We start from the raw sequence: 25,673 nt of genomic DNA, 5'->3' as shown, positions 1-25,673 counted from the left end.
ACCCAAAAATATTGTTACACTTTAATGGCTAAAGGTTCTGTAGCTTGAACGGGCCGTTTCATATGTGCTAGAGAAGCACCAGAATAAGCTTGCAACTGATGCCACCACCGATCAGCTACCGCGACAAAATGAAACAAGCTATCTTGAAAAGCCATCGCATTCGTTATTTCTTTTGCTGTTACCCTGTGCCATAGAATGACATGATCATCATCATCCAAAGCAAAGCTATACCCATCGGTCGCCTGACCTAGCAAATTTTGCTTCAACAAATACTCAGCCAGTTGCTGTCTACCAGCGTCCGTCAAACGCGTTAATACTCCGTAAAAATAAAGCTGATCTGAAGACGTCTCTGGTTCAATATTTAACAGCCAGCGTTGATCATAATTAAAACAGTAAACCATTTGATCACACCTGTTGGCTGCATCAGCAAAACCAGCTGAAATAAGCCATTGCGTTAATTGTGCGGTTACATTCTGCACAGCAACTCTCGATTTCTCTGTCACATGAATTGCTGTTAATTGTAAGGATTTATATGACAAACAAATGACAAAAAGAAACCAAAGCAGCCACCTTTAGTTCCTTTGTAAAAAATTAATAAAAATTCATGCGAAAATATAAAATTACTGTGGTGCAGTGTTCTGGTCTGGCGACTCAAGGGTGTTACTCGCTAAAACCGGTTCAACATTAACTATTTGACTGACATGCTGACGCAAGTCTTTTTCAAAGTAGTGCTGTAATGTCTTAGCGAGCGTCGTTAGATCATGACTGATCATCGTTTTGGGTAATGGGTCAATTCCCAGCGAATTCAGCACCATACCATACTCGCTTTGCACCTCTGCATATTGGTAATACTGATCAAGTTTCGCTAGTAATAAATCCCCTTGAGACTGAATTAGCTCTAGTCGTTCACCCACACCACTGGTACTGGCTGCCTGGTATTGTCGATAACGTTGTTTTTCAATGTCTGTTGCCCAAATGGAATATTCCAAGTCTTGTTTAGCCGCGAGATAGCTGCGTAATGATAACTCCACCTGAGATAAAACCGCCGACGTTAATGCTTGACGTTGCATATTGACTAGCTTGTCTCGCGTTTCGTGGAGTAAATTAATATCGGGAATACGGGCTAATTTCATCAAATCATACGACACTTGGATACCCGCTTCTGCCCAACTTTGGTTAAGCAAAAAACTATTATCATCATAGTAAGAACCTAGGTTAAATGATAAACCAGGCAATAAATCCAATTTAGCTATCTTACCCTCTTTTTTGACTATGCGTGATTTATAGTCCATTTCCATTAATTCTGGTCGATAGCTTAAGGCTGCCAACTGTAGCTTTTGCAATTGATGGGCACTAAATGCAACGGCTGTATTTGTTGCCAGGGGGGGCTGAGCAACCTGATAGCGACTACCAAGCGGAACATTCATTAACCGCGATAAGTCCGCTTTAGCCAAGGAAAGTTGTTCCTTCTTTTTCATTAAATTACGCAGAGTTTTCAACAAATCACGGCGATATTTCAAGGTCAGCAATGGCTTTTGTAGCGCTCCATGCTGCATCCTTTTGGCGGTATTTAATGCATACTCAATTTCACGCATGACCCGTTTAAGTTTAGCTTCAACCTGTTCTGCAGCTACCACTCGCCAATACGCGTGTCGTACTTCTTGAACAATATTTTGCACCACTTTTCGGCGCTGCTCTTCTGCAATCAGTACTTTGTTTGCCTGTTGTTTCTGGCGTAAATAACTCACTCCAAAATCTAATACATTCCAAACAATACGGGCCTGAGCATTCCATAACTCTTGGTCTTGAGAAGTAGACGTTTCCAAGGATTCAGTATCGCGAGAAACAGAGAAGCTGCTGGAAGCATTCACATTATCTCGGTGTTTATAACCAGCAGAAGCGGCTAATTGAGGCAATAAATCATAGCGAGAAACATCCAGTTCGCGGTTTTTAACCACTTGATCCAGCATTTTTAAGCGATGGGCTAAGTTGTATTTTAAAGCACGCGCCATCGCCTCATAAAGTGAGATTTCTCCCCTAACAGGCTCCTGATCTTTAAACATTTGTTCAAGATCAGAAGTGACCCGTTGATTAATCGTTTCTTTATCAATTGGCTTTGGCGTAACGACACAACCAGTCACACATAGAGCCAACACCCCTATAGAAACCTTGATATACCCTACCCGTCCTTGGGCTTTTATCATAGGAAATCCTTCTTTAATATACCCTATTTTATTATGCTGCTTATGTAGGGTATATTATAGCCAAGGTTTCCGGGCTATCTACCTATTACTACCCATTAACGACATCAGGCTCCTCCAGCATATCCTCCAGAGCCTCTAATAGCAGCAGCTGTTCAATTTCAAAACGATGGCTCACCAGTTGTAACTGCTCATTAAAGTTAAGCCCGTTTTGCATTAATTGTAGCTGTGCTTCGGTTTTTTTCTGCTTATTTGGATCATTAGGTTGACTATTTGTGTCATTTGTTGCGGGTTCACCTGTGGTGTTATCACCTTGTTTAGCTGGCTCATTATTAGGATTTGCGACTGTATTATTTGCCTGCTGGCTATGGTTATTTATATTGAGGCCACCATTACCTAATGCGGGTGCAGCAGCAGGATTGGCTTGATTTTTATTACCTGGCTGATCGCCACTATTCGTTCCTTGGTCATTCCCCATTGGTTGATTATCAATGGGAGAAACGAGTGTTATGGGGGCCACTCCTGGGATAGGTGATGTTACAGGGGATGGTGTGACTGAAGGAGCATTGGTTGGCAACGCCTGAGAGCCAAAGCTCACTCGAACCCCTGGCTCTCCTCCACCTGAAATGGCTGAATCACTTCCACTGGGTACTAGGACAGCGGCACCGCTATCACCGCTTGTACTAAAACCAACGCCATTTGCAGTGGAAAAACCAAAGGCTGGATTAATACCTAAACCGACAGCAGCTCTTTGTGGTAAGCCTACTGCAATTCCTGTACTGGTAGTAATAACATCAGCTGTCGTATTAATAGTAGGAATTGAGGTACTCACAACAGGTCTCACAGTGAAGGTAGGGGTAGTGGTTTCGACAGTATCAGATAAAACCGTTTCTGAACCTATGGGCTCAAGCACAAAAGTGGCTAGGGGAGCTGGGTCAGATACACTAAGTGTCGTATCAGCTGCACTATTACCACTGAGCTGGGATATATTCAGATTGGTGGCTACATCATCAATAATGCTAATCGTAAATGTTCGTTCAAAACGCCCGCCATTCCCATCATTGACGGCCACTCGAATACTATAAGCGCCCCCATCTATCGTCGATAAATCTTTAGGTTTGAGTAAGTTACCCGTAATGGAAAATAAACCATTATGTTGACTACCGACACCAGTCACCAAACTGTAACTATGGGTATCATCCGTATCTACATCCGTTGTGGCAAAGGTTCCAATTAAACCAGTGGTATTGGATTTTCGAATGACATCACTAGATAGGCTAATTGCCGTTGGTGCATCATTGACCTGTACCACACTCACCGTAGAATGAATAGTAAATGCACTTGCATCCTGACCACCATTAGCTACACCACCGCTGTCGGATAATTTGGTTAATGTCACTACCCGTTCACTGGTATCAGGGAATTGGCTGTTATTTTGATAGCTCATGCCATTGACCAAGGCTTGCATGGCTACCACAGATAACGAACCTCCCGTTAAATTAACCTGTGCTGTCGACCCTACAACACTCACGGTATAGCTTAAATTATTAATCGAGGTAATACCGCTACGACCATCCACTAGCCTGATCTGAGTTCCATCAACATTAATGATTTCGTTAATTCCATCGTTAATGTTGCTCACATTAAAACTCAACCCCGTTAGGGTTTGACCTGTTTCTACTGTATCAATGGTGGTGCCACTGAATAAGTTCACTGCAGCACCATCTTCAACATAGGTAGGATTACTGGCCGTACTACTCAACGTAGGTGCATCATTGTTAGCCACTACAGTCACTGTGGAAGCAATGGCTAACGACCCCGTATTGTCGCCACCATTAGCCGTACCGCCACTGTCCTGAATACTGGTTAACGTAACAACCCGACTCGCTGTCGTAGGCATTTGGTTGTTATTCTGATAAGCCATGTTATCAATCACTGACTGAGCCGCTGCAGCAGATAAGTTACCGCCTGTCAGTGATACGGTTGCCGTTGTACCCACCATTGTCACGTTATAGTTCAGGCCATTGGTCGCCGTGGTACCACTATTTCCCTGAGTCAGTACCACCGCAACCCCATCCACAACAATGACTTCGCTGCTACCATCGCTAACATTACTGACAGTAAAGGTCAGTCCAGTAATCGTTTGTCCGGCTTCTACCGTGCTAATGCTAGTGCCAGTAAACAGGCTCGCCGCCGCGCCCCCTTCTGTATAGGTCGGGTTGCTGGCATTGGCAGTTAAGGTGGGCTCATCATTGACGCCAACGATGGTCACCGTCGAGGCCACCGAGATCGACGCCGTATCATCCCCACCATTGGCGGTACCGCCACTGTCCTGAATGCTAGTCAACGTCACCACCCGGTTGCTAGTGCTGGGGGTATTGCTGTTGTTCTGATAACTCATGTTATCAATCAGGGTTTGCGCGGTGGCGGTAAACATCGTGCCACCGGCCAACGAAACTGTGGCTGTGGTTCCTACGACAGAGACACTGTAATTCAAGCTATTCCCTGCGGTACTGCCACTGGTGCCATGGGTGAGTACAATCGCCGTGCCATCAATGTTGATGACTTCATTGATGCCGTTGGCCACATTGGACACGCTAAAGGTGAAGCCCTTGATGGTTTGGCCCGCTTCCACGGTACTGATACTGGTGCCATTAAACAGGCTGCCAGCAGCGCCCCCTTCGGTAAAGGTGGGGTTGCTGCCATTGGAAGTTAAGGTCGGCTCATCGTTGTTTTGTACCACGGTCACCGTGGAAGCTACTGCGAGTGAGCCGGTATTATCGCCACCATTGGCGGTGCCACCACTGTCCTGAATGCTGGTTAAGGTCACGACTCGATTGCTGGTGCTGGGAGAATTACTGTTGTTCTGGTAACTCATGTTGTCGATCATGGTTTCCGCCGCTGCAACCGATAGGTTACCCCCGGTCATAGTCACCGTGGCCGTGGTGCCGATCACCATCACACTGTAATTCAGGCTATTCCCTGCCGTGCTGCCATTGGTGCCATGAGTGAGCACAATGGTGGTGCCATCAATATTGATCCGCTCATTACTGCCATTGGTCACATTAGTGATGGTAAAGCTCAGCCCAGTGATATTTTGCCCAGACTCCACCGTATTAATATCGGTGCCGGTAAACAGGCTCGCCGCTGCGCCCCCTTCGGTATAGGTCGGGTTGCTGGCATTGGCGGTTAAGGTGGGTTCATCATTGACTCCAACGATAGTCACCGTCGAGGCCACCGAGATCGACGCCGTATCATCCCCACCATTGGCGGTACCGCCACTGTCCTGAATGCTAGTCAACGTCACCACCCGGTTGCTGGTGCTGGGGGTATTGCTGTTGTTCTGATAACTCATGTTATCAATCAGGGTTTGCGCGGTGGCGGTAGACATCGTGCCACCGGCCAACGAAACCGTCGCGGTGGTTCCTACGACAGAGACACTGTAACTCAAGCTATTCCCTGCGGTACTGCCACTGGTGCCATGGGTGAGTACAATCGCCGTGCCATCAATGTTGATCACTTCATTGATGCCGTTAGCCACATTGGACACGCTGAAGGTAAAGCCCTTGATGGTTTGCCCGGCTTCCACCGTACTGATACTGGTGCCATTAAATAAACTGCCAGCTGCCCCGCCTTCGGTAAAGGTTGGGTTACTGCCATTGGCGGTTAACGTCGGCTCATCGTTGTTTTGTACCACCGTCACCGTGGAAGCCACCGCCAGGGAGCCGGTATTATCGCCACCATTGGCGGTGCCACCACTGTCCTGAATGCTGGTTAAGGTCACGACTCGGTTGCTAGTGCTGGGAGAATTACTGTTGTTCTGGTAACTCATGTTGTCGATCATGGTTTCCGCCGCTGCAACCGATAGGTTACCCCCGGTCATAGTCACCGTGGCCGTGGTACCAATCACCATCACACTGTAATTCAGGCTATTGCCTGCAGTGCTGCCATTGGTGCCGTGAGTGAGCACAATGGTGGTGCCATCAATATTAATCCGCTCATTACTGCCATTGGTCACATTAGTGATGGTAAAGCTCAGCCCGGTAATGTTTTGCCCAGACTCCACCGTATTAATATCGGTGCCGGTAAACAGGCTCGCCGCTGCGCCTCCTTCGGTATAGGTCGGGTTGCTGGCATTGGCGGTTAAGGTGGGTTCATCATTGACTCCAACGATAGTCACCGTCGAGGCCACCGAGATCGACGCCGTATCATCCCCACCATTGGCGGTACCGCCACTGTCTTGAATACTGGTTAAGGTGACCACCCGGTTGCTGGTGCTGGGGGTATTGCTGTTGTTCTGATAACTCATGTTATCAATCAGGGTTTGCGCGGTGGCGGTAGACATCGTGCCACCGGCCAACGAAACCGTGGCTGTGGTTCCTACGACAGAGACACTGTAACTCAAGCTATTCCCTGCGGTACTGCCACTGGAGCCATGGGTGAGTACAATCGCCGTGCCATCAATGTTGATGACTTCATTGATGCCGTTGGCCACATTGGAGACGCTAAAGGTAAAGCCCTTGATGGTTTGCCCGGCTTCCACCGTACTGATACTGGTGCCATTAAATAAACTGCCAGCTGCCCCGCCTTCGGTAAAGGTTGGGTTACTGCCATTGGCGGTTAACGTCGGCTCATCGTTGTTTTGTACCACCGTCACCGTGGAAGCCACCGCCAGGGAGCCGGTATTATCGCCACCATTGGCGGTGCCACCACTGTCCTGAATGCTGGTTAAGGTCACGACTCGGTTGCTAGTGCTGGGAGAATTACTGTTGTTCTGGTAACTCATGTTGTCGATCATGGTTTCCGCCGCTGCAACCGATAGGTTACCCCCGGTCATAGTCACCGTGGCCGTGGTACCAATCACCATCACACTGTAATTCAGGCTATTGCCTGCAGTGCTGCCATTGGTGCCGTGAGTGAGCACAATGGTGGTGCCATCAATATTAATCCGCTCATTACTGCCATTGGTCACATTAGTGATGGTAAAGCTCAGCCCGGTAATGTTTTGCCCAGACTCCACCGTATTAATATCGGTGCCGGTAAACAGGCTCGCCGCTGCGCCTCCTTCGGTATAGGTCGGGTTGCTGGCATTGGCGGTTAAGGTGGGTTCATCATTGACTCCAACGATAGTCACCGTCGAGGCCACCGAGATCGACGCCGTATCATCCCCACCATTGGCGGTACCGCCACTGTCTTGAATACTGGTTAAGGTGACCACCCGGTTGCTGGTGCTGGGGGTATTGCTGTTGTTCTGATAACTCATGTTATCAATCAGGGTTTGCGCGGTGGCGGTAGACATCGTGCCACCGGCCAACGAAACCGTGGCTGTGGTTCCTACGACAGAGACACTGTAACTCAAGCTATTCCCTGCGGTACTGCCACTGGTACCATGGGTGAGTACAATCGCCGTGCCATCAATGTTGATCACTTCATTGATGCCGTTAGCCACATTGGACACGCTGAAGGTAAAGCCCTTAATGGTTTGCCCGGCTTCCACCGTACTGATACTGGTGCCATTAAATAAACTGCCCGCTGCCCCGCCTTCGGTAAAGGTCGGGTTACTGCCATTGGCGGTTAACGTCGGCTCATCGTTGTTTTGTACCACCGTCACCGTGGAAGCTACTGCGAGGGAGCCGGTATTATCGCCACCATTGGCGGTGCCACCACTGTCCTGAATGCTGGTTAAGGTCACGACTCGGTTGCTAGTGCTGGGGGAGTTACTGTTGTTCTGGTAACTCATGTTATCAATCATGGTCTCCGCTGCAGCTACTGAGAGGTTACCCCCGGTCATAGTCACCGTGGCCGTGGTACCAATCACCATCACACTGTAATTCAGGCTATTCCCTGCCGTGCTGCCATTGGTGCCGTGAGTGAGCACAATGGTGGTGCCATCGATATTGATCCGCTCATTACTGCCATTGGTCACATTAGTGATGGTAAAGCTCAGCCCGGTAATGTTTTGCCCAGACTCCACCGTATTAATATCGGTGCCGGTAAACAGGCTCGCCGCTGCGCCTCCTTCGGTATAGGTCGGGTTGCTGGCATTGGCGGTTAAGGTGGGTTCATCATTGACTCCAACGATAGTCACCGTCGAGGCCACCGAGATCGACGCCGTATCATCCCCACCATTGGCGGTACCGCCACTGTCTTGAATACTGGTTAAGGTGACCACCCGGTTGCTGGTGCTGGGGGTATTGCTGTTGTTCTGATAACTCATGTTATCAATCAGGGTTTGCGCGGTGGCGGTAGACATCGTGCCACCGGCCAACGAAACCGTGGCTGTGGTTCCTACGACAGAGACACTGTAACTCAAGCTATTCCCTGCGGTACTGCCACTGGTACCATGGGTGAGTACAATCGCCGTGCCATCAATGTTGATCACTTCATTGATGCCGTTAGCCACATTGGACACGCTGAAGGTAAAGCCCTTAATGGTTTGCCCGGCTTCCACCGTACTGATACTGGTGCCATTAAATAAACTGCCCGCTGCCCCGCCTTCGGTAAAGGTCGGGTTACTGCCATTGGCGGTTAACGTCGGCTCATCGTTGTTTTGTACCACGGTCACCGTGGAAGCCACCGCCAGGGAGCCGGTATTATCACCACCATTGGCGGTACCACCACTGTCCTGAATGCTGGTTAACGTCACGACTCGGTTGCTAGTGCTGGGGGAGTTACTGTTGTTCTGGTAACTCATGTTATCAATCATGGTCTGAGCCGCGGCGGTAGACATATTGCCTCCGGTCATTGTCACCGTGGCGGTGGTACCAATCACCATCACACTGTAGTTCAAGCTATTCCCTGCCGTGCTGCCATTGGTGCCGTGAGTGAGCACAATAGTGGTACCATCCACATTGATCCGCTCATTACTGCCATTGGTCACATTAGTGATGGTAAAGCTCAGCCCGGTGATATTTTGCCCGGCTTCCACCGTACTAATACTCGTACCAGTAAACAGGCTGGCCGCCGCCCCGCCTTCGGTATAGGTCGGGTTGCTGGCATTGGCAGTTAAGGTAGGCTCGTCATTAACGCCCACGACAGTCACGGTTGAGGCAATCGCCAATGAAGCGGTGTCATCCCCGCCATTAGCGGTGCCTCCATTATCTTGCAGGCTGGTGATGGTCACTACCCGATTACTGGTATTAGGGGTATTGCTATTATTTTGGTAGCTCATCCCATCCACTAAGGTTTGGGCCGCTGCCGTTGACATGGTGCCGCCCGTCAAGGATACCGTGGCGGTAGTACCCACCACACTGACACTGTAACTCAAACTATTACTGGCGGTGGTGCCACTGGTACCGTGAGTCAGGATAATCGCGGTGCCATCGATATTGAGCCGCTCACTACTGCCATTGGTGACATTGGTAATGGTGAACGTTAGCCCTTTGATTAACTGCCCCGCCTCCACCGTGCTGATACTACTACCACTGAACAGGCTGGCCGCCGCACCGCCTTCGGTAAAGGTCGGGTTGCTGGCATTAGCAGTTAACGTCGGTTCATCGTTGTTTTGTACCACCGTCACCGTTGAGGCTATCGCTAATGAACCCGTGTTATCACCACCATTGGCAGTACCGCCACTGTCTTGAATACTGGTTAACGTCACCACCCGATTACTGGTGCTAGGTGAGTTACTGTTATTTTGGTAACTCATATTATCCACTAGGGTTTGTGCAGCAGCGGCTGACAAACTACCCCCTGTCAGCGACAGGGTAGCCGTGGTACCAATGACACTGACACTGTAATTTAAGCTGTTGCTGGCAGTAGAACCATTAGTACCATGGGTGAGCACAATGGTGGTGCCATCCACATTAATGCGCTCATTACTGCCATTGGTGACATTAGTGACAGTGAAGGTTAAGCCATTCACCGTTTGTCCTGACTCCACAGTGCTAACACTCGTTCCGCTAAACAAGCTAGCCGCGCTTCCCCCTTCTGTATAAGTGGGGTTGCTAGCATTGGCGGTTAAGGTTGGCTCATCGTTCACCGCTGTCATCGCAATCGTTCGTGTATCAGAACCACTGGCTGCATTTTTATCCGTGGCAGTAAACGTAATGGTGCGGTTCGAGGTGCCTGGGTCTTGAGTTGTGGAGTCATAACGAATGGACTGCAATACTTCCTGCACGTTGGCATTGGTGGCGTCGCTATCAAAGGTAATGGTCAATTTAGTCCCACCGGTCACGATACCGCCACTGGCACTGAGATCGCCAATATCGACGCCATTAGCAAAAATATTGGTGCCACTAATGGTTATCGCTGTACCATCACCATCACTGTCGACAATACTGATACGATCGCCTGCTTCTGCATTACCAGTAATTTGCACTGATAAAGAGCCACCGTTCCACTCTGCATCACCATCAGAATCACTGACAGTGGCAGCGCTATCAATCTGGGTCGCTGCATTGCCTTCTGTATAGGCTAAGTTGGTATTATTAATTGAAATAGCTGGCGTAGCATTAGCAGGAATTTCTGCCCCTACCTTTAAATTATCCATGAAGATCCAGTTAGTATTTGCAGTAACCTTCACCTCATCAACTGACCCCCAGTTTAATGTCCAGGTACCAGAACTGTTATCAGCCGCATTAAACCCTTGAGACTCCACTTGCACCCCATTACGAAAACCATAAAAGGTAATAGTGGCATTAGCGGGATTACCCTGTGTATCGATATTGTAATCAACACTGGTGAATTTGAAGTTGGAGCTGTCACTGGTATAAAAGCGTGTACCAGTGGTATTCACATCATTAGTTAAACTACCTTCATGGGCATAAACTCCCGTTTCGCCTCCAAAACCATTAAACCGCCAACCATCATAAGAAATATCATCAATCACTGTGCCATTAGCGATTACCGCCGTATCAGACAGTCCCAACCCATCATAATTAGTGGTCTGATCACTGGAAATAGGTAAGGCAAATAAATAATCATAGGCGGCCAGAGCTGTCTCTGAAAACGGTGTATCTGTGGTGATATTGCCCGTGTTGTATTCCAAATCCCAATCGCCACTTAAATCACTGTTACCCGTATCATCCGTTGAAGCCGCAATATCCGCATTAGTTAAACCCGCTAAGGCTTGAACAAACGCTTCTCCAGCAGCACCACGACCCACATCACAGCCATATAAAAGAATATCGCCTCGATCATTTCCTACACTGTTAAGTGATTGACCGATAGCTGTTAAATAACTGGCATAATTATTCAAGCTATTAACGTCAAGAGTGGTATTACCTAAAAATAACTTTCCATCATCGCCATGGGAGACAATATGAATCGCGTCCACCTGCCGACCACTCAAGCTATTAGCAATTTGCGCGACGCCATTTTGATCAGTATTTAATACCACCACTTCCAGGTTATCACCTAACCCATCGACTAATGACTCATAATCAATGACACGGCTATCAATAAAAACCACTTCCTTACGCGTATCATTGGTGCTTTCTACTTCATTCGCCGTATTTAATGCCTGTAACAAATCTTGAGCAGCGGCGTCATCATTTTCCTGTTGTGGCTCTACAGGTTGTTGAGTCGCATCAACTGCAGTGGCCACCGCCGCTCCATCAAATAAGTAGCGTTTTTCTAAGGGTAATAACAAAGAAGCATTCATGGTTGGCAATGCAGAAACATTGGTATTTTTTAATGAAGAAATGTTCTTTACCTGTTGACTTAAAATATTTAAACGTCCATTAAAAAATTTAAATGGAGCGGAGCTTAACAGGCTTTTAACATAGTGACGCATAATATTGCCTCCAGCACATCGCTTCTTTGCAACGGCTATAAAATGACCTTAACCTAACTTTTAATCATTAATTATGTAAATACAGCTTCATATAAATAGGCTCCTTCCTTGAGATGGCTCGATTGATGCTCCCTACCAATCGGCACTAAAAAAAGCGATAATTCACCCATTATCTTATGGTTTAATTGATAAATTTGTTGAGGTAAAAATCTCTGAGGGTCTCCTTTAAATAATAAAGAAAACTGGTCTCGCTGGTTCTCTTCCTGCGCTTTCCTAAGCACTTTAACTTCAGTTAACTCAAGCGCCAAGTCATCTTTATTTGTTTTAATAATAAATGGGGTGTTTACTTGTTTATTAAAATCTTCTTGCGTTAACGTTGCTAGCATTCCCTTTGATTCCAATTAGTAAAAATCCTTTTCTTATTTTAAAAGCAGGCACAAGTAGTCCATGCACCCACTTTTCTAACATACTTATACGCTTAACTTCGACTAGGATAAATACCCATTAGTGCCATACAAAAATTCACCGTCAAAAAAGGCTGCCTATTTTCATGGGCTTGCCCAAGTCCTGTCTCAGATAAAGACGATGATGACAATGGCATTAAATTTTCTGGATTATTGTATGTATCAATGGGATAAAAACGCCCACCTCGCCCAGGTGTGCCTCCTCTTGCTAAATAATCAGCCGTTGATTCCGTTTCTGCTGCATCAGCATCTTCAGCATACAGCTGATGAGTGTGGCTAGGTATCGTTGCTTGGGTTAATGAAACAAACTCGCTTCCTCCTCTTTCAGCCAATAACCGAGGCGTCAGTCCTGGGCCATTACCGGAATGCATGGGGGCTCGCCCTTGAAGATTAGGAATGCCCATCGTAGTACGACCATCACCACCATAAGTAGTACCAATCAAAGAAAAGAGCGCCGTATTTTCGCCTATTGAGAGCAATCCACCATCACAATATGCCCAACCACGAGGTGCATAATTACAACCCCACATTTGAACTTGTGCAATAAAGGGTTCTGACATAATTTAAAGCTCCTACCTATAAAGTTAAGGTGATTCTAAAAAAGTGCTTTTTTAGAGTTGCCTTTAATTTCGTTGGGGGTAAATACCTTGCAGTGCAATAATAAAATTGACACATAAAAACGGCATGACATTATTATGCGGTTGATCTCCTCCAGTATTACCCACCTGACTTGGTGACATAGCAACTAAGTTCGCGTTTGATGATGAATAAATCGGTTGTCCATTTGCCAAGACTCGGCTTTGGGGCTCTATACTATCCGCCGGATTATTACTTGCCTGTAATTGATGAGAATGATTCGGCATTTGAGGAATCGTTAGTGTGACTTCCTCTACTCCCATCCGCTCACCCATACTGCGTGGGGTTAAACCTGGCCCCGTGCCTTGATTGACCGGCAGCCGACCACGCATATCTGGTAATGCAAACGTGCTTCTACCATCTCCGCCATAGCGGCTTCCCAACAGCGAAAATAACGCGCCATTTTCAGTCACAGGAATCAAATTATTATCACAAAATGCCCAATGTACCGGCGCAAAATTACCAGCAAAGATTCTGATTTCACCAATATAGGGTTCAGCCATTATTCCATTCCTTTCATATCTATTGAGTATTTTGCCACTGATTGTGAATGCCTCAAAAAACGTAATTATGAGAAGTTTCCATTAGTTTCTTGGAGGGAATAAACCTGTCAAGGCAATGCAAAAATTGATTACTTGTGATGGCTGCATATTAAAGTGGGCTTCACCACCACCAGTAGCCATTAATGCATTTCCCATCTCCACCAAATTAGTGGCTGGACCATAGATATTTTTTCCACTGGGCTCCATGGCTAACACTTGATTACTCGGTTCATTGGTTTCTGCTGGTTGACTATTGGCCTGCATCTGATGGGTATGACGAGGCAGGTTTTCAACGGTTAATCGAACTGTTTCACTACCACCTTTATCACCAATTCGATAACCATTACCCATATGAACGGGTGCCCGGCCTTGTAAATTAGGTAAGCCAAATGTAGTACGACCATCACCACCGTATGCTATCCCTAATAATGAAAATAAACTGGGGTTATTCGCAATCGGTAAATTTTGGCCATCACATTTAGCCCAGGTTCTAGGGGCAAAATCAAACCCAAACATAGTAATTTGGCTAATAAACGGTTCAGACATACTTGACCCTTCCTTTGTTTTGCTTATTTTATGATATAGTCACAAGCAATGTATTACTTACATAATAATTTCTTTGCTTATGCACTCATTTCCTTGATCGTGGGATACCAAATCATTCGCTCATAAGGAGGAATAGACTGCTCAATCTGAAAACCCAACTTTAAATAAAGATTTTTAGCAGTCCAATTATTAGCATAAACACTGAGTAATAAGGGTGCACAGGTTTTTCCTGCGGCAACTTGTAGTGCTTGAATAGCCCCTTTTCCATAGCCTTTTCCCTGGGCTTCAGGAATAAAGGCAATATCTATGATATGGATAATTTCATTGGTAAAATCCAGGGTAATCCTACCAATAGCTTGCTGTTGTTTTTCAATAATAAAATAGCAAGCATTGGGAAACATATTGCCATAGCCAGCCTTTTGCGCCTGAAACTGCTGATCGATCAATTCGCTGATAAATTCCCCATCAGCATTAATATATTGCAAATCGTTTCGAGTTGAATGATAAAGTGATTGAAGAAAAGGTTTATCTGATGCAACTGCGGGGCGAATAGCAAGCCCTTGTGGTAATTTCAGATTATCCGTTGAAGCGTTCATTTCAATTCCGTGACATGTTAAAAATAAAAAGTGGCTACTTCTGCTTCCCTCCTTTAATTATATACGCCAGTATGACTATTTTCCCTAGAATAAAAAATGATAGGCAACCGTTATTAGAGGTGCTTTTAATTAAAACTGGGTTTCTCGGATTAACACCTGTAATACAGTGCTAAATAAAGAGTAAATAATGCTATAAGATTTTGTTTCTATTACTACAGTACCACGGACAACTTGGCGAAATTCGGGAATATCTTCATCAACTTGTAAACGAATCTTAAACAATGCCTGTTCGCTATTTAGTTTTCCATCATTTCCTTTTCGTACTGCAATATCGCCACCATAAATAGAAGCTAAGTAAGGTTGCTGTAACTGAGCACTATGGATTAACTCAATTTCAGAGACTCTACACTTAAAACTTGGCCAATTAGGATCTTCGGGATAAAAATGCCCCATACTATTCACCTTAACCAAAGGTAAATCTTCTTCTTTCATATAAGCTTCAACAAATCGACTACCATTATTAACGAGTAAGGCAAGCTGTTGTTTTGGGTTAACCCAGCGATTTTTAGTTAACCCTGTAGTAACCGACATAACTTCTCCAGAAAATGTACTTTTAATGACTAAATTTGCCAGCTCTGCCTCTACCCCAGTGATTTTATTTTTTATTTCAGCAAGCTGTTTTGCAATGATTGGCACGGTATCAATCATTTCCACTGTGGTAGCACGTCGGTCCAATGCCAGGTGAAACGCTTGATATCGTGCTTCTGCTAATGCCAATTGATAGCTTAGTGAGGGAGAATGAAACTCAAATAAAGTATCACCCGCTTCAACTTGGTCTCCTACCTGAACATTTACACTTGCTATTTGAGCAGCCGAAGAGGGATATAAATATTGATATTGTTTAGCACGAATGATTGCCGGTACATCAATATGGGCCTGCCAGGGAATCGTTAAAAAAACAACAATAGCCATAAAAAACAGTAACCAAAGACATTTTCGCCACACAGACATATCAGCCTTATATTTCCACCACACAGCTACCTCCCGAAAAATAGGGATAAGAATCAAATAATAAATTTCAATAATAAACAAGATGATACCCAGCGCTTTAAATGCCAGGTTATAAACCAGCACTGCAATCCCCAGAAACAATACTAACCGGTAAAGCCAGGTACCAAAGGCATATAATATTAACCAGAATTGTTTTCTTGATGAAAACCATTCTGGTGGTTCAAAGCCGATGCCTAATAATTTTTCCCGTAACCACCAGCGTGCTAAGGCAAATGCGCGGGGTTGGAGATTGGGAATATCAAAATAATCTGCCACCAAATAATAGCCATCAAATCGCATAAAAGGGTTGAGGTTGACCACTAGGCTAAATACCCATGAAGTGGTAGCAATAATAAAGGTGACTGTTTTAAAAACCCCAGGGGGTAAAAAACTCCAACAAAAGGCAGCAATGCCTGCAATGGCCAACTCCGTCATCACACCAGCAATTGCAATAGTTGCCCGAGACTGTTTGTTAGTCAGCCTCCATGCTTCAGTTGCATCAGTATAGAGCACAGGCCAAAATACCATAAAAGCCACCCCCATCGTCGGCACCCTGACACCATAATGTTTACAGGCATAAGCATGGCCAAACTCATGGGCAATTTTCACTATACACAAGCTGATAATAAATATAACAGCACCTTGAAAAGTAAATAAATAACTAAAGGTATGTAAGAAACTATCCAGTTGCCGTGTAATCAAAAATAAGCCACAACCACTGACAAGTAACACACACCAAAGCCACACTTTACTGAATAGGAAGCAAATATAAGGGTAAGTTTTAGTTAAAAACCGATCTGGGCGTAAGAGTGGGATACGTAAAAACAAATAATGTTGAGCTAACCAACTGTGCCAGGATTTTTTGATTCGTTGATAACGTTCATCAAATAGTTGAAAAGCCCCTTGATGGGTTATTTTCAATAACTCATTTTGCTGTAAAAAAGTAAATAGCTTTTCTACATCAGCAATGCTTACTTTGCCTGGCAAAACTTGATTAGTGCTTGCTACGATATCGGCTACAAGACTTTTATACCAGTTGGCTAACAACTGAAATTCACGCCAACCCAACCGAAAAAAACGATTGCTGGCAGGGTCGTGTAACGTCCAGGTTGGTGCTCCCTGCTGATCTCGTGGGCCTGGAACTAACTGAATTTCCTGTCTTAATGGCGGCAGTATTGAGTGCAATTGCAAGCTTACAGTGGATTCCATTCCCTATCCTTTACAACTGTCGGCCTATTAATCCACTATAAGCCTAGCCATCGTCGAGCTTCAGCCAGTGGGCGACGAAAAATATAATAAAACAGCGGCACGCTTTCTGAGTAGACTTTTGCAACCCCTTTTAAACCAAGTCTTGGTGGCTGTTGATCGGCAGCAAACGTTGCTTTTAATCGATAAGCCAAAATATCCTGTGGAGATATGGTGGCTTCATAACTGGTTTGTTGAATAACACCTTTTATTGATCGGACAGGATCAATATTTAAAAATAGTCGTAACTCCGCGCCTTGATCCAAAGCGATAGCATCATCTACTGGCAACCATATTTCCAACCAGGTGTCATGGATATCCGCCAATGTCATGACTTTTTCACCCACAACCACAGGTTTTCCCAGCCAGTCATTGATGTCATCAAAAATCACTACCCCTGACTGCTCAGCAATTACCTGAGTGCGCTTTAACATCTCAGCATAATAATCCACTTCAGCCTGTTTCTCTGCTAACACCGCTTTTAAAATAGCTAGCTCACTTTTACTGCGTGCGTCAGCAAATGCCTGCTGGGTGGCTCTTAAATAGTTTGCATCAGCTACTTCCAGTGCTTTGTTGGCCACCGCATGTTTATTACGGATATTAGTGTCATCCAAGGTAAATAATACATCTCCCTTTGTCACCTCTTGATTAGGCGTTATATTGATCTCATGAATCACACCATCCATTGGCGCACTGATTACAATAGGATTTCGCGCCACGACCTGGGCATTAGCCAATACACTCATTCGTACTGGAATAAAACCCAATAAAATGAACAATAACAGGAACCACTTGATACGCCCGCTTAAATGGGCATAAAGCACTTGTCGCCAGCTTTGTTGAGGAGCCAGCGCTTCCCAGCTATAGGTATAAGCGTCAGCCAAATAATCTAAAATCGTGATGTCACTTTTTAACCACGTTTTTTTTCTTAACAACCACAAACCACCCTGTATGATTCCGCTCGTTGAAATCAATGGACACCACAAGGCTTGACCAGGACACCAGCTGAACCATTCCTTACGCAATATTAACGGTATGCTATCTGGCTTTATTTCACTGATATTTCTAGCATCTCCTGTCTTGATTAGGTGTTTAATCACTGATTTCAGCCAAGCTACCAGAGGGGCATCATTATCCACCTGTGACATTGAAGAAATTGCTTCTACCTTCACTGACTGTAAATCGTGCTGTGAACTATCAGAGACAGGAAAAACGACAAAAATAGCTTGATCATACGGCACTAGTCGGTGAGTTTCATTACAGATCATAAACTTTAGCTGGTCACGATTATGCAACTGACGGATATCCCGTTCCATTTGCAATAATCCCGCTAAACTTTTTAACCGAGGGTCAAGGTTTTGCTCTGCTGTGTCTTGAACCAGAGCGTCTTCCATTACAGAGTCCTTTCTTATTTAAAAATTAGCTGTACCACTCATGCCGGCTAATAATTCTTTTTGCTTACCCGTCAGCGATGCTTTGACAGCGACTGTTTGACTGGCCGAATCCACTTTAGCGCCAATAGTTTGCACCAATGCACTATAATGTTTGCCTGTTTCATCAATCTTCAAGGTAAAACCATGACCAACATTCAACCAGCTTAACCAATGAGAGGGCACAAATAAGTCTAACTGCAAAGGAGTATTGTCGATAATCGTTAATAATGGCGCTCCAAATGCCACATTTTCATAGGGATTTGCTAGCCTTTGTACAACCCAACCATCGTATGGTGCCTCAACCACACACCGCTGAACAACCACTTGGTTCAAGTCATTGGTCGCTTTTGCTTTTTCCACTTCTGCAGCCGCTATCGCGACATCCAATTTACTGGCCGCTGACATTTTAGCAAGTTTTAACTGTGCCTGATAAGTTTTCTTGGCAATTGTTAGTTCTGCCTCACTCATTTGCAAATTAGCCTGCTGCTCTTTACAGTCAAATGCTAGTAAGACCTCCCCTTTCTTAAATAAATCACCCTCATCAACATTAAATTGAGTAATACGACCATTCATTTGACTTGAAAGCTGTGCTTCATTTTGTGCTACTAATAATACCCGTATATCGCCTTCTAGCTCAGCACGCTTCTGGTTTGAGGGTTCTGCTTGCACTTCTGTGATAAGCGTAAAAACAATACCAACAATAATATTCCCACGTTTTTTTAATATCCCTATCATTTTGTTTGCATCACCCTGACACTGATTTGTCATATTAATCACTGTAAAGACTAATTCTCCTTCTATTTACTTTATACTCGAAATGTCTCTTTTAAAAATAATTACTTCAAAAATAGTTAGGATGGCCACAAGATGTTACTGGCAGCCAAGGAGTAAAACAGTGGAAAGAACGATAGAAGTGTAACACTTATTTTTTTAAGTCATCTTATTTTTTTTTGCGTTTTTTGACTTTCTTTTTTGCTACTGTTTTTTTCTTCATAGGCAGGCAGGCCTCAAACCGCTGTTGTAAGTTTTTGACTTTTTGTTCTTTGCGTGCATGGAGATGGGGCTCCTTAGCAGACACAAAATCGATTACTTTATCATCACTCATAACTTGCCTATCTTGCTTCACTTGTGGCTTGCATATTAAAGCTGCCCTTAACTACCCTGGCGATTGCGTTCCACCAAGTTCGCCCCCGCCTTTCTCTTCAGCCATAAGTCGATGGGCTTAAATCACTTATCTAAGTATAACCAGATGCACCTTCATTATGAACCTTCTTCATTGCTGAAATAGCGTACAACTTACAGATGTCTATACATTGAATAACATAATTTACTTGCCAAAAGCGTGCCTTTGCTTTTAACTGGCTATTTTCTAATCGCAAAAAAGTAGTTAGTCCAAACAGGACACTGGCGGGATAGTGGTAAAGGGGGAGTTGTGACAGAAGTGTTAAGCCTATCTCTGATTGCTGTTTTTATACCCACTTTTTTCTTTATATCCGTAACACCAGGCATGTGTATGATGCTTGCCATGACCATGGGCATGACAATTGGCGTAAAACGCACGTTGTGGATGATGTGGGGGGAGTTACTGGGTGTCGGCATTGTGGCCACCGCATCGGTTTTTGGGGTGGCCACCTTAATGCTGCAATACCCTAATATTTTTGAAATATTTAAATTTGTAGGCGGTGCCTACTTGGGCTATTTAGGCCTACAGATGTGGTTGTCAAAAGGCAAAATGGCTTTTAACCTTGACCAACCCAACCAGCAAGAGGCGGGTGCGTTAAGTTTGGCTTGTCAGGGGTTTGTTACTGCAATTGCCAACCCCAAAGGTTGGGCATTTTTTATCTCTTTGTTGCCTCCTTTTATTAATCAAGCCTTGCCGCTAACTCCTCAGCTGATAATGTTGCTCACAATGATTTTATCTATTGAGTTGTTATGTCTAATACTTTATGCCGCAGGTGGCAGCTCTTTAAGCAAGCTTTTGCAACAAAGTGGTAAGGTACAATTTCTTAATCGAGTCTCCGGCTCATTGATGATAGCTGTTGGTTTATGGCTTGCCTTTGGTTAGCACTGCATAACGAAAACAGTCAGTGGTATGGTCATTAACCATGCCTATTGCCTGCATAAAAGCATAGCAAATCGTCGACCCTACAAATTTAAAGCCTCTTTTTTTCAAGTCTTTACTCATTAAGTCTGACTCCTGAGTACTGGTGGGTACATCTTGGATTGAAGCCCATTTATTTTGAATGGGCTTACCATTTACAAATGACCAGATATAACTATCAAAGCTACCAAACTCAGCTTGCATTTGTAAAAATACTTTAGCATTGACCACTGCAGCATTTACTTTCAGCTTATTCCTGACAATATCAGGGTTTTCCAATAACTTAGCTACCTTTTTATCTGAATAATTGGCAATTTTCTTAGCATTGAACTCATCAAATGCCTTTCGATAGCCTTCTCGTTTGGCTAAAATAGTTGACCAGCTCAAACCAGCCTGAGCCCCTTCAAGAATTAAAAACTCAAATAGTAGTCGATCATCATGTACAGGTACTCCCCATTCATTATCATGGTAATCTATTTCCAGGGGTGTTGATTTAACCCAGCCACACCGATTCATTAAACCTCCTAATCAGTCTATCAATAGTCTAGGACAACGCTAATAACTGTTTGCGGCCATATGTTATAGAATAAAATGGGGATGGAAAAGCACTTTTCTAACGCCCCTTACAACACTGGTAAATATTTACTCTAATTTAAACTAGTAGAGGAAATGATATAATCCACGATATTCCAGTATCATCATTCACCTCGTACGAAAAGCTACCTTTCAGTTCTTGTTGTACAAATAGTTCTATTACATACAACTCAAAGGCTAGCTTTGTATATGGGCTACTACGGTCAGTTTTATTTTGAATGGTACTCATTGCATACGATACCACAATGACAACATCCATATTTTTTTTATAAGCACTGGTTTTTAAAGAGCTAGGGTTGTCTAGTTGATAAATCAAGTAGAAAACCACCCATAACAGTCTGCTAAGTACCGTCGACTCGGCACTAAAAATAATGTCTTCCTCTATTACTAAGTGGTTCCTTTTCAAAAAGGAAGAAGTCTCTTTAAAAATATCAATTAAATCATTTTTATAAAAAAATACTAACTCTTCCTTACCTTCCAGCCGAAACATATCACTCACATTATCAGAAAATACCATTGACGATGTAATTATTTGTTTAGTTTTATTCACAACAACTTTTAGTTCTTTTAACAACTCATCAACAGCAATATTCATTTCTTTTATATCGCCAATGGCACCATAAATCATACTTATTTCATTGATGTTGTTTTCACAGTCATTCAAAATATTTGCCAGCTCATTATTTACCCGAAAAACTACACTTCGAGCAAAGTTTTTTTCATGTTTTGCCTGCAATAATCCATAATCTGCTATATATTCATCTTTTAGCAGCTTTGGCTTATCTTCCTGCGCTTGCTTTTGCTCTTCTTCTACCGTTTTAACATCTATAACATAGTTACACAATTTATTAATACTATTGATCAGCGTATTTATTTCTCCTAAATTTTCTTGATCCGTTAATACTACTAATTCTTTATTAAGTAAAATCTCTTTATGCCTGTCGAGCTGATCAGAGATATTAACAATATGATTAGTTACTAACTTCCAAAAAACGAACAGTATGACAAATGAAACTGCAAGGGTCTTTAGACAATTTAGTAAAAATATAAATACAAGCTTTTCAAGTAATCCTATATAGATGTTTTCAAAATCATAAAAAACCCTTAGCACACCTAGGCTAATTTCTGTAGAATCATCTCTTGTATACAAAAGCTCGAAATCATACTTTTTTAGAAAAAAATCTTCACTTGCTTCTTCGCCATAAACAACAGATTTTTTATTAGGTATATTAACTTCTACTCGGATAACTTCAGAAACTTTCAATAGTGATTGAAGCTGAACCTTAACCTGTTCATCATCAAGGTTCCACAGCGATACTACAATGCTTGGCACACTGGCAATTTTTATTTGCTGAAGGGTTCTTTCTATACGCTGGATGTCTTGATAGTAGTCGTATACTAGTTGAGATATAGTAATGATAAAAGCAATGAGCGTACTAACTCCAATAGTAATAAAAAGCAACTTTCTTGCTATTGGGCTACGGCCATACTTTTTAAAAAACATACTCTTACTTATACCCAATGCGAATGACTTTTAGGGCAACTGTCGAATGATGAACCTCCATAAACCGATAGATGAGCTAATAGGTGATTGAGGTGACAGTTAAACACGCTATTCATTAACTGCATTTCCACCACCCTTACCCTCCAACCCAGATATGTTTTCTATTGTAGCATATATGAATTAAGCTTAATTAAATTATTTCGAATTTGAATAGCCTCTTCCTCCTTATTACAAGCTTATCTGAGGTGTCAGGTTTTTTTTACTATGTGAATCTCAATATAGTAGCTAACAACCAATAAGCTACAACTGCCAGAAAACAAAAATAAAGCTAAATAACCCGCTGTCCATATACCAAAGGACTTTCACCCATAAGCTCACTTTAGCTTATTACATGTAACAGTATAATCAGGGCAATTGATTCAAAGCAGTTAGTTTGACAATAAGTCCTGATAACAACCTTTAAGCATGATTCACGAGACGTATAGATTACAAAAAAATAGCTATCCTAAGACAATATGCCTATTTAAAAGAGCAATAAAATGATCGATCTCTATTGTGAGCGGCTGGGGCCAGGTTTGCTTGCTGAGCCCATCAATGCACTAACTAATATTGCTTTTTTTATCGCTGCTTGGGCAAGCTGGAAAATAACCCAATCGTTACAGGGCATACATTATGCCAGCTATTTACTGATCAGCTTAATCATCATGATTGGGACTGGTAGTAGCTTGTTTCATACCTTTGCTACTCCCTGGGCAGCACAGGCAGATATTATTCCCATTCTCTTATTTCAATTGTGCTTTGTTTGGTTTTATAGCCTCAAGGTTATGCGACTGAATTACAGCAAATCTGCTGTTCTTGTAATTGCTTTATTTTTAGCTAGTCATTTCAGCAGACAATACCCTAACCTCCTTAACGGTTCACTCATGTATGCTCCAACATTATTTGCCATCGCAATGCTTGCTGTGTTTCACTTTCGTCAGCAAAACAACAGCCCTCTTATTCTCATCTGGGCAACCGCGGTCTTTATAGCATCTCTCTTTTTCCGCACAATAGACAACGCTATTTGCCCTTATGTAGTCATTGGCAGTCATTTTCTTTGGCACCTTTGTAATGGTTTCCTGATTTATCTAACCATGAAAGCCTTGTTTACAAACTGGCCAGACCAGTGACTGGCACTGGATAGATGATATCCCCTCCTCCTTATACCACTACCCTCTGCCTTATAGCTCACCCCCCAGGACCCACATAACTATCTGAAATATATATAATTTCTCATACTTATTACTAATTAGACAGACACTACAACTAAAGCTTTTGACATAAAATGACATTACATGTAACATGCACACCAACAAAAGACATTTTATGTCAAACATACCTAAGGAAGGGTGCCGGTATAGAGAGGTAATCCATTATGCCATTTCTTGATAACGCTTATGTAAAAGCTGGATTGTTCTTTTTTGTACTTTATCTAGCCATACAAGGTATTAACGACGTTAATTTACTCGGCCTGTAAGTAAAAGATTCGACAAGGAGATTGATAGCATGATGATTTATAACCCCACCACTGATGAAACATTAGTAGCCACATGCCCTAAATGTAACTCAACAGTTAAGCGGTTTTATTTCGATATATTGGGCTGTCCTACTTGTGGTCACCCTCAAAAAGAGAAAGAAACCAACGAAAGCTAGTTCTTTAAATAATTAAAGGTTTCAGAGGATTTAGCCACATAGTCTGCTGTACTTTTTAAGCAAATAGTAGCAAAGAATATGACCAGCCTCATAATATCTATACCCATCATAATTGATGGGTAATTATTTCCAGGCTGGATTTTTACACCTAAAAATGATGCATTATGGGTATACCATTCGTTTTGATAGGCTCAGTCCAAAAGCTTTTATATGGCCATCAATATTTGCAGAAATTATCAGTTTAAACCTACACTTAATAATACGGTTACCCGGAAGTGCCAGGCTGACATGTTCATGAGATATTCATACCACTTATTATTAGTCCTTCTTAGTATTTCAATATTATCCAGCCAAGCCAAGTCAAATTACAAAATTGCAGTTATCCCCAAAAGCACTAATCATGTTTACTGGAATTATTTTTATATAGGTACTCGGCAAGCGGCTCAAGAATTAAATATTAAAATTATCTGGACAGGTCCTAGAAAGGAAGGCCAATCTCAAGTCGGTTATATTCGACGGTTGCAAAAAAGTAATATAGATGCTCTTATTATTGCTCCTGGCCATCACTCTAAGCTGGTGCCAACTATAAACAAGTTGATAAGCTCCGGAATAAAATTCATTATTATCGACTCCGAAATGGATAACAGTAATTATACTCATTTAATAGCAACAGATAACTATCAAGCGGGCTCCCAAGCAGGTGAGTACCTTTCCAGTTTATTAAACAAGAAAGGTCGTATTATGTTGCTGCGCTACAAACAAGGTAATCGCTCAACCCAGCAAAGAGAACAAGGCTTTTTAGATACCTTAAAAAAATACCCCTCAATGGAAATAGTATACGATGATTATGTTGGTACATCAGCAGGCTCAGCCTATCACGCCTTATTTCCTATCTTTAAGAGAGCATCAATAATCGATGGGGTTTTTGCCTCCAATGAGTCATCAACCATTGGTTTATTGCGTGCCTTAAAGAAAACAGGGTTTAGCGGTAAAGTGAAAACCGTTGGGTTTGATATCAATGATGAACTGGTAGCGGCGCTAAAAACAGGTGAATTACATGGGACAATGCTTCAGCAACCCATTAAAATTGGTTACCTCAGTGTTAAGCAGGCTTATGAAGCTCTTGAAAAAAAATTAACAAAAAGCAAAACACTGGTTAAGACAGTATTGGTTACCCACGAAAATATCAATAGTAAAAAGATACAGTCACTATTATACATCAACACTAAAAAAGTAATGGCTAATTACTCTAATACAGAGGATCTGTTAACCAAATTTTTTGTTTTACTGCGGCTAATATACCAGCAGTCTGGTCAATAATTAGATTACCAGG

General features: G+C 43.2%; 18 protein-coding genes. 4 read left to right on the top strand and 14 right to left on the bottom strand.

Annotated elements, in window-relative coordinates:
• Positions 1–14 precede the first annotated feature (14 nt).
• The 12 genes from OQE68_RS24395 to OQE68_RS24340 form a co-directional block, all read right to left on the bottom strand.
• Positions 15–503 carry a type III secretion system chaperone gene (locus OQE68_RS24395; RefSeq protein WP_180570193.1) on the bottom strand — a complete coding sequence of 163 codons (489 nt, stop codon included), beginning with the start codon at positions 501–503 and terminating at the stop codon, positions 15–17.
• 117 nt (positions 504–620) lie between these two features.
• Positions 621–2,204 (bottom strand): TolC family protein, encoded by a 1,584-nt coding sequence (locus OQE68_RS24390; protein WP_180570192.1) that lies wholly within the window; start codon positions 2,202–2,204, stop codon positions 621–623.
• An 88-nt stretch (positions 2,205–2,292) separates the two neighbouring features.
• Complete coding sequence (locus OQE68_RS24385) at positions 2,293–11,937, bottom strand: DUF4347 domain-containing protein (RefSeq protein WP_266195811.1); 9,645 nt, start codon at positions 11,935–11,937, stop codon at positions 2,293–2,295.
• Positions 11,938–12,008: 71 nt separating this feature from the next.
• Positions 12,009–12,323: a DUF6916 family protein gene (locus tag OQE68_RS24380; protein WP_180570189.1), complete on the bottom strand. Its 315-nt coding sequence runs from the start codon at positions 12,321–12,323 to the stop codon at positions 12,009–12,011.
• A gap of 92 nt (positions 12,324–12,415) precedes the next feature.
• Positions 12,416–12,961 (bottom strand): phage tail protein, encoded by a 546-nt coding sequence (locus OQE68_RS24375; protein WP_180570188.1) that lies wholly within the window; start codon positions 12,959–12,961, stop codon positions 12,416–12,418.
• Positions 12,962–13,024: 63 nt separating this feature from the next.
• The gene (locus tag OQE68_RS24370) at positions 13,025–13,540 is read right to left on the bottom strand and encodes a phage tail protein (RefSeq protein WP_180570187.1); all 516 of its coding nucleotides are present in this window, start codon (positions 13,538–13,540) and stop codon (positions 13,025–13,027) included.
• Positions 13,541–13,621: 81 nt separating this feature from the next.
• Positions 13,622–14,125, bottom strand: coding sequence for a phage tail protein (locus tag OQE68_RS24365; protein WP_180570186.1), 504 nt, complete (start codon positions 14,123–14,125; stop codon positions 13,622–13,624).
• A 77-nt stretch (positions 14,126–14,202) separates the two neighbouring features.
• Positions 14,203–14,721 carry a GNAT family N-acetyltransferase gene (locus OQE68_RS24360; RefSeq protein ID WP_180570185.1) on the bottom strand — a complete coding sequence of 173 codons (519 nt, stop codon included), beginning with the start codon at positions 14,719–14,721 and terminating at the stop codon, positions 14,203–14,205.
• A 129-nt stretch (positions 14,722–14,850) separates the two neighbouring features.
• Entirely contained in the window at positions 14,851–16,980 is a 2,130-nt protein-coding gene (locus tag OQE68_RS24355; protein WP_180570184.1) for a site-2 protease family protein, read from the bottom strand.
• A 35-nt stretch (positions 16,981–17,015) separates the two neighbouring features.
• Positions 17,016–18,410 (bottom strand): efflux RND transporter periplasmic adaptor subunit, encoded by a 1,395-nt coding sequence (locus tag OQE68_RS24350; protein WP_180570183.1) that lies wholly within the window; start codon positions 18,408–18,410, stop codon positions 17,016–17,018.
• A gap of 18 nt (positions 18,411–18,428) precedes the next feature.
• Entirely contained in the window at positions 18,429–19,217 is a 789-nt protein-coding gene (locus OQE68_RS24345; protein WP_180570182.1) for an efflux RND transporter periplasmic adaptor subunit, read from the bottom strand.
• Between the two features lie 172 nt (positions 19,218–19,389).
• Positions 19,390–19,554, bottom strand: coding sequence for a hypothetical protein (locus tag OQE68_RS24340; protein ID WP_180570181.1), 165 nt, complete (start codon positions 19,552–19,554; stop codon positions 19,390–19,392).
• A 327-nt stretch (positions 19,555–19,881) separates the two neighbouring features.
• On the opposite strand from OQE68_RS24340, the gene OQE68_RS24335 reads away from it, so the two are divergent.
• The gene (locus OQE68_RS24335; protein ID WP_353618574.1) at positions 19,882–20,514 is read left to right on the top strand and encodes a LysE family translocator; all 633 of its coding nucleotides are present in this window, start codon (positions 19,882–19,884) and stop codon (positions 20,512–20,514) included.
• Here the strand turns inward: OQE68_RS24335 and OQE68_RS24330 are convergent.
• Together OQE68_RS24330 and OQE68_RS24325 are read right to left on the bottom strand one after the other, a co-directional pair.
• Positions 20,494–21,066 (bottom strand): DNA-3-methyladenine glycosylase I, encoded by a 573-nt coding sequence (locus OQE68_RS24330; protein WP_180570180.1) that lies wholly within the window; start codon positions 21,064–21,066, stop codon positions 20,494–20,496. The two genes, OQE68_RS24335 and OQE68_RS24330, sit on opposite strands and share 21 nt — an antisense overlap.
• A gap of 136 nt (positions 21,067–21,202) precedes the next feature.
• Positions 21,203–22,648 carry a hypothetical protein gene (locus tag OQE68_RS24325; protein ID WP_180570179.1) on the bottom strand — a complete coding sequence of 482 codons (1,446 nt, stop codon included), beginning with the start codon at positions 22,646–22,648 and terminating at the stop codon, positions 21,203–21,205.
• A gap of 539 nt (positions 22,649–23,187) precedes the next feature.
• Here OQE68_RS24325 and OQE68_RS24320 point away from each other — a divergent pair.
• The 3 genes from OQE68_RS24320 to OQE68_RS24310 all read left to right on the top strand — a co-directional run bounded on the left by OQE68_RS24320 (position 23,188) and on the right by OQE68_RS24310 (position 25,660).
• A complete protein-coding gene (locus OQE68_RS24320) occupies positions 23,188–23,817 on the top strand; it encodes a ceramidase domain-containing protein (RefSeq protein WP_180570178.1) in 630 nt (209 codons plus the stop codon).
• Between the two features lie 376 nt (positions 23,818–24,193).
• Positions 24,194–24,340: a hypothetical protein gene (locus OQE68_RS24315; RefSeq protein ID WP_180570177.1), complete on the top strand. Its 147-nt coding sequence runs from the start codon at positions 24,194–24,196 to the stop codon at positions 24,338–24,340.
• A gap of 294 nt (positions 24,341–24,634) precedes the next feature.
• Positions 24,635–25,660 carry a substrate-binding domain-containing protein gene (locus OQE68_RS24310; protein ID WP_180570176.1) on the top strand — a complete coding sequence of 342 codons (1,026 nt, stop codon included), beginning with the start codon at positions 24,635–24,637 and terminating at the stop codon, positions 25,658–25,660.
• Positions 25,661–25,673: the final 13 nt, after the last annotated feature.

The sequence above is a fragment of the Spartinivicinus marinus genome (genome assembly GCF_026309355.1).
GTDB classification, from domain to species: domain Bacteria; phylum Pseudomonadota; class Gammaproteobacteria; order Pseudomonadales; family Zooshikellaceae; genus Spartinivicinus; species Spartinivicinus marinus.
This window is presented reverse-complemented; position numbering and strand designations above follow the sequence as displayed.

Bases quoted from the DNA above. Each gene is read 5' to 3' on its own strand.
- OQE68_RS24340 (WP_180570181.1), bottom strand. From the start codon at position 19,554: ATGAGTGATGATAAAGTAATCGATTTTGTGTCTGCTAAGGAGCCCCAT.
- OQE68_RS24345 (WP_180570182.1), bottom strand. From the start codon at position 19,217: ATGACAAATCAGTGTCAGGGTGATGCAAACAAAATGATAGGGATATTA.
- OQE68_RS24330 (WP_180570180.1), bottom strand. From the start codon at position 21,066: ATGAATCGGTGTGGCTGGGTTAAATCAACACCCCTGGAAATAGATTAC.
- OQE68_RS24355 (WP_180570184.1), bottom strand. From the start codon at position 16,980: ATGGAATCCACTGTAAGCTTGCAATTGCACTCAATACTGCCGCCATTA.
- OQE68_RS24325 (WP_180570179.1), bottom strand. From the start codon at position 22,648: ATGTTTTTTAAAAAGTATGGCCGTAGCCCAATAGCAAGAAAGTTGCTT.
- OQE68_RS24390 (WP_180570192.1), bottom strand. From the start codon at position 2,204: ATGATAAAAGCCCAAGGACGGGTAGGGTATATCAAGGTTTCTATAGGG.
- OQE68_RS24320 (WP_180570178.1), top strand. From the start codon at position 23,188: ATGATCGATCTCTATTGTGAGCGGCTGGGGCCAGGTTTGCTTGCTGAG.
- OQE68_RS24310 (WP_180570176.1), top strand. From the start codon at position 24,635: ATGAGATATTCATACCACTTATTATTAGTCCTTCTTAGTATTTCAATA.
- OQE68_RS24365 (WP_180570186.1), bottom strand. From the start codon at position 14,125: ATGTCTGAACCGTTTATTAGCCAAATTACTATGTTTGGGTTTGATTTT.
- OQE68_RS24315 (WP_180570177.1), top strand. From the start codon at position 24,194: ATGATGATTTATAACCCCACCACTGATGAAACATTAGTAGCCACATGC.
- OQE68_RS24360 (WP_180570185.1), bottom strand. From the start codon at position 14,721: ATGAACGCTTCAACGGATAATCTGAAATTACCACAAGGGCTTGCTATT.
- OQE68_RS24380 (WP_180570189.1), bottom strand. From the start codon at position 12,323: ATGCTAGCAACGTTAACGCAAGAAGATTTTAATAAACAAGTAAACACC.
- OQE68_RS24375 (WP_180570188.1), bottom strand. From the start codon at position 12,961: ATGTCAGAACCCTTTATTGCACAAGTTCAAATGTGGGGTTGTAATTAT.
- OQE68_RS24350 (WP_180570183.1), bottom strand. From the start codon at position 18,410: ATGGAAGACGCTCTGGTTCAAGACACAGCAGAGCAAAACCTTGACCCT.
- OQE68_RS24385 (WP_266195811.1), bottom strand. From the start codon at position 11,937: ATGCGTCACTATGTTAAAAGCCTGTTAAGCTCCGCTCCATTTAAATTT.
- OQE68_RS24370 (WP_180570187.1), bottom strand. From the start codon at position 13,540: ATGGCTGAACCCTATATTGGTGAAATCAGAATCTTTGCTGGTAATTTT.